Genomic DNA, 6,557 nt, shown 5'->3' on the forward strand with positions numbered 1-6,557 from the left:
CGCCCCGGCAATTCACCTTTCCCTTCATTGCCCCGGCGCCGAATCCGACGTTACGGTCGGAGATGAATCGGCGACGAAGGAGCCCTGGAAACTCATGTCGGAAATTGAGACGAAGACAGTCACTGACCCGCTTTTCATCGAGGAGTTCACGGAGCTGATCCGCAGGACGGCAGCCACCATTTGCGCCGAGCAGCCCGACATTCCGGAGCCCGAGGAACTGCGCGACCTGGATTCCTTCTCCATGGTCCAGGTGGTGCTCGACCTGGAGAACTCGCTCGACGTCAAGGTCCTTGAGGAGCTGGAGGGCTTCGACGGGCGGACGTTCCGTGAGCTCGCCGAGCTCGTCGAGGAGCTCGCGGAGCGCAAGGACGCGTCCGCCGCACTCACCACCGCCGTGCGGGAGCGCCTCGCAGGGGACGGCTCATGAGCGAGGTCGGCGCTGCGGACGGCACGTACCTGGTGGTCGTCAACGACGAGCAGCAGTACTCGATCTGGTGGGCGGAGCGAACGCTTCCGGACGGTTGGTACGCCGAGGGGGGCCGGGGCAGCCGCGAGGAGTGCCTGGCCCGCATCGACGAGCTGTGGACCGATATGCGCCCGCTCAGCCTGCGTCGGCGGATGGAATCCGCAGGGGTCTGAAAAAGAGGCTGACGAAGCAGCTGAAGAAGAGAAGTGATGCGTGCTCCGGATCGGGTGGAGCACGCATCACTTTTTGCGTTCGAGACTCTATTCTCGGCATATGAATTCATCGCACATAGCCATGTTCAGCGTGGGGACGCACGGCCATGTCCAGCCGAACATCGAAGTAATTCGGGAGCTGGTCGACCGGGGTCACCGCGTCACGTATTCCATTCCCGAGGCATTCGCCGAACTCGTCGCGTCGACCGGTGCGGAGCCCAGGATCTACACCTCCTCGCTCCCGCCGCGCGACGAGCCGGGCGCCTGGGGCACCGACATGCTCGACCATCTGCGGCAGTTCCTCGCGGACTCCGGCCGGGTGCTCCCGCAGCTCCTGCGCACGTACGAGCACGACCGGCCCGATCTGGTCCTGTACGACCCGGTGGCCTACGCGGCGCGGGTCCTGGCCGATCGCTGGCAGCTGCCCGAGGTGCAGCTCAGCCCGACCGCCGTGGGCTGGGACGGCGACGTGGACATGGACGAGGCAGCGGCCGACCGCTGGCTGTCCGTCAACCAGCTGGGGCTCGGCCGGCAGCGCGACACGCGCCGCCCGCGGCGCTGCATCGCGCTGATCTCGAAGTCGCTCCAGCCGCACGCCGACCTCGTGGACGGCTCCGTCTACGACTTCACCGGGCCGTGCCGCGGCAGGAGCACTCAGCACGGCGACTGGCAGCGGCCTGCGGACGCGGAGCGGGTCGCGCTGATCTCGCTGGGCACGATCTACACCCACGCCCCCGAGTTCTACCGGGAGTGCCTGGCCGCCTTCGGTGACCTGCCGGGCTGGCACGTGGTGCTCCAGGTCGGCAAGAGCCTCGACACCGACGCGCTCGGGCCCGTGCCGGAGAACGTCGAACTCTGCGAGTGGTTCCCCCAGTTGAGGGTGCTGGAGCAGACCGATGTCTTCATCACCCACGCGGGTGCGTCCAGTGCGCACGACGGGCTGGCCTGCGGGGTGCCGATGGTCGCCGTGCCGCAGGCCGCCGACCAGTTCACCAACGCCAGGATGCTGGAGCGGCTGGGGGTCGCCCGCCGGCTGACGAAGGAGGAGGCCACCGCGCGGACCCTGCGCGAGGCGGTGTTCGCCCTGCTCGACGACCCGCGCACCGCGCAGCGATGCGCCCTGGCCCGGCGGGAGATGGAGGCCGAGGGGGGCACCCGGCGGGCCGCCGACCTCGTCGAGGCGGAGCTGCCCGGCCGCTGACGGCTACGGCTCCCCCGCTCGGCCGGGCCGCCGCGCCGTCTCACCGCAGCGCGGCGGCCGCCATGTTCTCCAGCTCGGGCACGAGGTCGTTGGCGTGCGGCATGGCGAGGATCTCCGTACGCAGGTCCTTCGCCCGGTCCCGGAACGTCCGCTCGCCGAGGATCCGCTGGAGGCTCTCCCGGACGATCTGGCCGGTGGCCTTCGCGGAGTGCGTGGTGAGCCCGGCGCCCTGCGCGGCGAGCCGCCCGGACAGCATCGGCTGGTCGACGTCCCAGGGCAGCGCGAGCTGCGGCACTCCGTAGAACGCCGCCGTCGACAGGGTGCCGACGCCCGCGTGGTGGATGACCGCCGAGCAGGTCGGCAGCAGCGCCTGCATGGGGACGTAACTCACCAGCCGGGCGTTGTCGGGCACCCGCTTCAGCTTCCGCTGTGCCGCCTCGCCGACGGTCGCCACCAGCTCGATGTCCAGGTCCGCCACCGCTTCGAGGATCTCCTCGACGTCGATGGGGAATCCGATGGCGTGGTCGGTGACCGTGAGCCCCAGGGTGAGGGCCACCCGGGGACGGGTCGGGGGCTCCCACAGCCAGCGCGGTACGACGGCGGGGCCGCCGTACGGGGTGAAGCGCATCGGCCGGTAGTCGAGGCCGGGGGCGTGCACCTGCAGCGAGGGCGGCAGCAGGTCGACGCTGAACTGGCCGGTCACCAGCTCCTCGGTGAACTCGCCGCCGTACTGGCGGGCGTAGCCGCCGAGCCACTCCCCCAGCGGGTCGCTGCCGCCGTCGTCTGCGGCGGCCGCCAGCCGGTTGAAGTGCGCGCGCGTCACGCCGTACACGTCGGCGCCGACCAGCAGACGGCAGTGCGCGGCCCCGACCGCCTGGGCCGCTATCGCGCCCGCGTAGGTCATGGGCTCCCACACGACCAGGTCGGGGCGGAACTGGCGGGCGTACTCGACGAGTGCCGCGGTCAGCGGCGCGTTGGTCATCTTGTGGGTGCTGGCGACCCGCACCCGGTAGCCGTCGCGCAGCGACCGGAGGTCGATGTCCTCGGGGTCCTTCTCCAGCGCGTCGTACGGGGAGAGCAGGCCGGGGGCCTTGCGCGCGCCCTCGTTGTCGAGCCGGCCGTGGACCTGCCAGAGGTCCCGGTCGCTGCCCACGGGGACGGCGGTGAGGCCCGCCTGGTGGATGGCGGCGGTCATCTTCGGCTGGCAGGCCACCCGCACGTCGTGGCCCGCGGAGCGCAGCGCCCAGGCCAGGGGGGCCATCAGCAGGAAGTGCGTGCGTTCCGGATAGCAGGTGAACAGAATGCGCATGGTTCGATCCTTGGCCTGGTCGGGGCTGGTCTGGACTGGTCGGGGACGGAGGAGGAGACGGAGGAGGAGACGGAGGAGGAGACGGAGGAGGAGACGGAGGAGGGGGTGGAGGAGGGGACGGAGGAGACGGGGCCTACGCGATACGGCTGCGCAGCAGTCGCACCGGGAGGCTCTTGATGCCCCAGGTGAAGTTGGAGGAGTTGTGGAGCGCGGGGCCCGTCGTCTCGAAGCCGTCCAGGACCCCGGTCAACGCCCTCAGCAGCGCCGCCAGTTCGAACCTGGCCATGTGGGCGCCGAGGCAGAGGTGCCGACCGTGGCCGAAGGCGATGTGCCGGTTGGGCCTGCGGTCCACCCGGAAGGTGTGCGGATCGGTGAAGAGGTCCTCGTCGCGATTGGCCGAGATGTTCCACAGCGTGACCCGCTCGCCCTCGGCGATCGGCACCCCGTTGATCTCGGTGTCGCGGGTGGCGGTGCGCATGGCGTGGATCCCGGGGGTGGTCCAGCGCAGGATCTCCTCCACCGCCGGGGCGATGCCCTCGGGGCCGCGGTCCTGCAGGAGCCGCCACTGGTCGGGGTTCCGGGCGAACTGGTGGACGGCGCCGGCCGCCGAGTAGCGGGTGGTCTCGTTGGCGCCGGAGAGGATCCCGCTCAGATTGAAGACGATCTCCTCGTCGGTGAGCGGACGGTGCTCGCCGCCGCCCTCGTCCACCTGGGTGTCGTGGGCGATGTGGCTGATGAGGTCGTCGCCGGGGCGGGCCCTGCGCTCGCTCAGCAGCTCCATGAAGTACAGGAAGATCTCCGAGTTGGCGTTGGAGCGCTCCTGCTCGTCCTCGGACTCGAAGGCGTCCGTGGTGAGTTCACCGATCCAGGACCAGTCCCTGGTGGGGATACCGAGGAGGGCGCAGACCACCCGGTTGGGGAGCTGCTTGGCGATGTCGATGAAGTCGAACTCACCGCGCTCCAGGGCCTCTTCGGCCAGTTCCGCGACGACCTTCTCGACCAGTTCCTCGATGTACGGCATGCGCTGCGGGCCGACCGCCTGGTGCAGGGCCCGCTTGAGGCGGGTGTGCTGGGGGGCGTCGGAGACGATGAGCATGCGCTGCGCGACGGCGGCGACGGCCGAGGGGTGGCTGCCCAGGTTCATGCCGGAGGCCGAGCTGAAGGTCTCGGTGTCGGCGTAGACGCGGGTGATGTCCCGGTGCTTGGTGAGCGCCCAGAAGCCTTCGCCGCCGGGTTCCGGGTGGCGGTGCACCGGGTCGTTGGCCCGCAGCCAGGTGAAGGTCTCCCAGAAGTCGCCCCGCGCGAAGGGCTCTGGGTCGAGGAGATCAATGTGCATGTCGGGCTCCTGCGTCGATGGCGTGTCGAGGGCGGTACGCGACTGCCGAGAGGCGGTACGTGACCGACGGCGGTACGTGACCGACGACGGCGGTACGTGACCGCCGAGGGCGATACGTGACCGACGGGCGCCGTCCGGACAGCCCGGCCGCGTGCGCGGTGCGCAGCCGTCAGCTTGCGAAGGGGCTCTACCGATTTCCTATCGGCGGTGCGGCCGACTCGTATAGCAGCCGTATCGACGCCCCTCGCACGATGGGTTCTTCCATGGCGCCAACCTTGAAAGGGCCTGCCCGTGAAGAGCGACAGCACGCAAATTCGGAAGATCGTCATTCTCGGTGGCGGCACGGCGGGCTGGATGACCGCCTCCTACCTCGGGAAGGCCCTTCAGGGCACCGTGGACATCACGGTTCTCGAAGCCCCGTCGATTCCGCGCATCGGTGTCGGCGAGGCGACCGTCCCCAACCTCCAGCGTTCCTTCTTCGACTACCTCGGCATCCCCGAGGAGGAGTGGATGCGGGAGTGCAACGCGAGCTTCAAGATGGCCGTGCGCTTCGTCAACTGGCGTACCCCGGGCGCCGGTGAGCCCACCCCCCGCGCCCTCGCCGACGACGGACCCGACCACTTCTACCACCCGTTCGGACTGCTGCCCGATCACGACCAGACGCCCCTGTCGCACTACTGGTACAAGCGCAAGCACGAGGGCGAGACGACCGAGCCGTTCGACTACGCGTGCTTCCCGGAACCGCCGGTGATGGACGCGATGAAGGCGCCGCGCTCGATGGAGGGCGAGGCCGCCACCCGTTACGCGTGGCACTTCGACGCGCAGCTCGTCGCCGACTTCCTGTCGCGCTTCGCCACCAAGAAGCAGGGCGTCAACCACGTCCAGGACGAGATGGTCCGGGCGGAGCAGGACGAGCGGGGCTACATCACCGCGCTGCACACCAAGGGCGGTCTGGTCCTCGACGCGGACCTGTTCGTGGACTGCTCCGGCTTCCGCGGGCTGCTGATCAACAAGGCGCTCGAAGAGCCGTTCATCGACATGAGCGACCACCTGCTGTGCGACAGCGCGGTGGCCACGCAGGTCCCGCACGACGACGAGAAGTACGGCATCGAGCCGTACACCTCGGCGATCGCCATGTCCTCCGGCTGGTCCTGGAAGATCCCGATGCTGGGCCGGTTCGGCTCCGGCTACGTGTACTCCAGCAGGTTCACCTCCCAGGAGGAGGCGACCGAGGAGTTCTGCAACCTGTGGGGGCTCGACCCGGAGAAGACCGAGTTCAACCACGTCCGCTTCCGCGTCGGCCGCAACCGCCGCGCCTGGGTGAACAACGTGGTGAGCATCGGCCTCTCGTCCTGCTTCCTGGAGCCGCTGGAGTCCACCGGCATCTACTTCACCAGCGCCGCCATCTACCAGCTGGCCAAGCACTTCCCGGACCGCACCTTCAACCAGGGGCTCGTCGACAGCTTCAACCGCGAGATCGAGTTGATGTTCGACGACACCCGGGACTTCCTCCAGGCGCACTTCTACTACGCGCCGCGCACCGACACCCCGTTCTGGCGGGCCAACAAGGAACTCGAACTCCCCCAGAACATCAAGGACAAGATCACCGCGTACAAGGCGGGGCTGCCGATCAACGCGCCGATCTCCGACGAGTCGACGTACTACGGCAACTTCGAGGCGGAGTTCCGCAACTTCTGGACCAACGGCAGCTACTACTGCATCTTCGCCGGCCTCGGCCTGGAGCCGGACGCGCCGCTGCCGGCCCTGGCCCACAAGCCGGAGTCGGTCGCCGGGGCGCTGCCCCTCTTCAAGCAGGTCAAGGACCGGCAGAAGGAGCTCGTGGAGTCCCTGCCGAGCGCCTACGACTACCTGCGCCACCTGCACAACTCCTGATGACGCGCGTCGGGCCGGGGGGGGGGGGCCCCGGGGGCCCCCCCCCCCCCCCCCCGGGCCCCCCCCCCCCCCCGGCCCCCCCAAAAACCCCCACCCCCCCCCCCCCCCCCCCCCGGGGGGCCGACCCGGCCACCCCCCGG

Annotated in this window: 6 protein-coding genes; 4 read left to right on the forward strand and 2 right to left on the reverse strand. The window is 69.7% G+C overall.

Features of this window, described 5'->3' with window-relative positions; genetic code table 11:
• The first annotated feature begins 94 nt into the window (after positions 1-94).
• The 3 genes from ACH4SP_RS20930 (at position 95) to ACH4SP_RS20940 (ending at position 1,879) form a co-directional block, all read left to right on the forward strand.
• The gene (locus ACH4SP_RS20930) at positions 95-427 is read left to right on the forward strand and encodes a hypothetical protein (RefSeq protein WP_398416993.1); all 333 of its coding nucleotides are present in this window, start codon (positions 95-97) and stop codon (positions 425-427) included.
• On the forward strand, positions 424-639 hold the full coding sequence (locus tag ACH4SP_RS20935; RefSeq protein ID WP_398416994.1) for an MbtH family protein: 216 nt from the start codon (positions 424-426) through the stop codon (positions 637-639). Before ACH4SP_RS20930 ends, ACH4SP_RS20935 begins: the two co-directional genes overlap by 4 nt.
• A gap of 100 nt (positions 640-739) precedes the next feature.
• Positions 740-1,879 carry a macrolide family glycosyltransferase gene (locus ACH4SP_RS20940; protein WP_398416995.1) on the forward strand — a complete coding sequence of 380 codons (1,140 nt, stop codon included), beginning with the start codon at positions 740-742 and terminating at the stop codon, positions 1,877-1,879.
• Positions 1,880-1,919: 40 nt separating this feature from the next.
• On the opposite strand, the gene ACH4SP_RS20945 is transcribed toward ACH4SP_RS20940, so the two are convergent.
• Positions 1,920-3,188, reverse strand: coding sequence for an activator-dependent family glycosyltransferase (locus tag ACH4SP_RS20945; RefSeq protein WP_398416996.1), 1,269 nt, complete (start codon positions 3,186-3,188; stop codon positions 1,920-1,922).
• A 133-nt stretch (positions 3,189-3,321) separates the two neighbouring features.
• A complete protein-coding gene (locus ACH4SP_RS20950) occupies positions 3,322-4,524 on the reverse strand; it encodes a cytochrome P450 (protein WP_398416997.1) in 1,203 nt (400 codons plus the stop codon).
• Positions 4,525-4,815: 291 nt separating this feature from the next.
• Between ACH4SP_RS20950 and ACH4SP_RS20955 the strand changes: the two genes are divergently transcribed.
• Positions 4,816-6,417: a tryptophan halogenase family protein gene (locus tag ACH4SP_RS20955; RefSeq protein WP_398416998.1), complete on the forward strand. Its 1,602-nt coding sequence runs from the start codon at positions 4,816-4,818 to the stop codon at positions 6,415-6,417.
• Positions 6,418-6,557: the final 140 nt, after the last annotated feature.

The organism is Streptomyces sp. NPDC021093, from assembly GCF_044333135.1.
GTDB lineage: Bacteria > Actinomycetota > Actinomycetes > Streptomycetales > Streptomycetaceae > Streptomyces.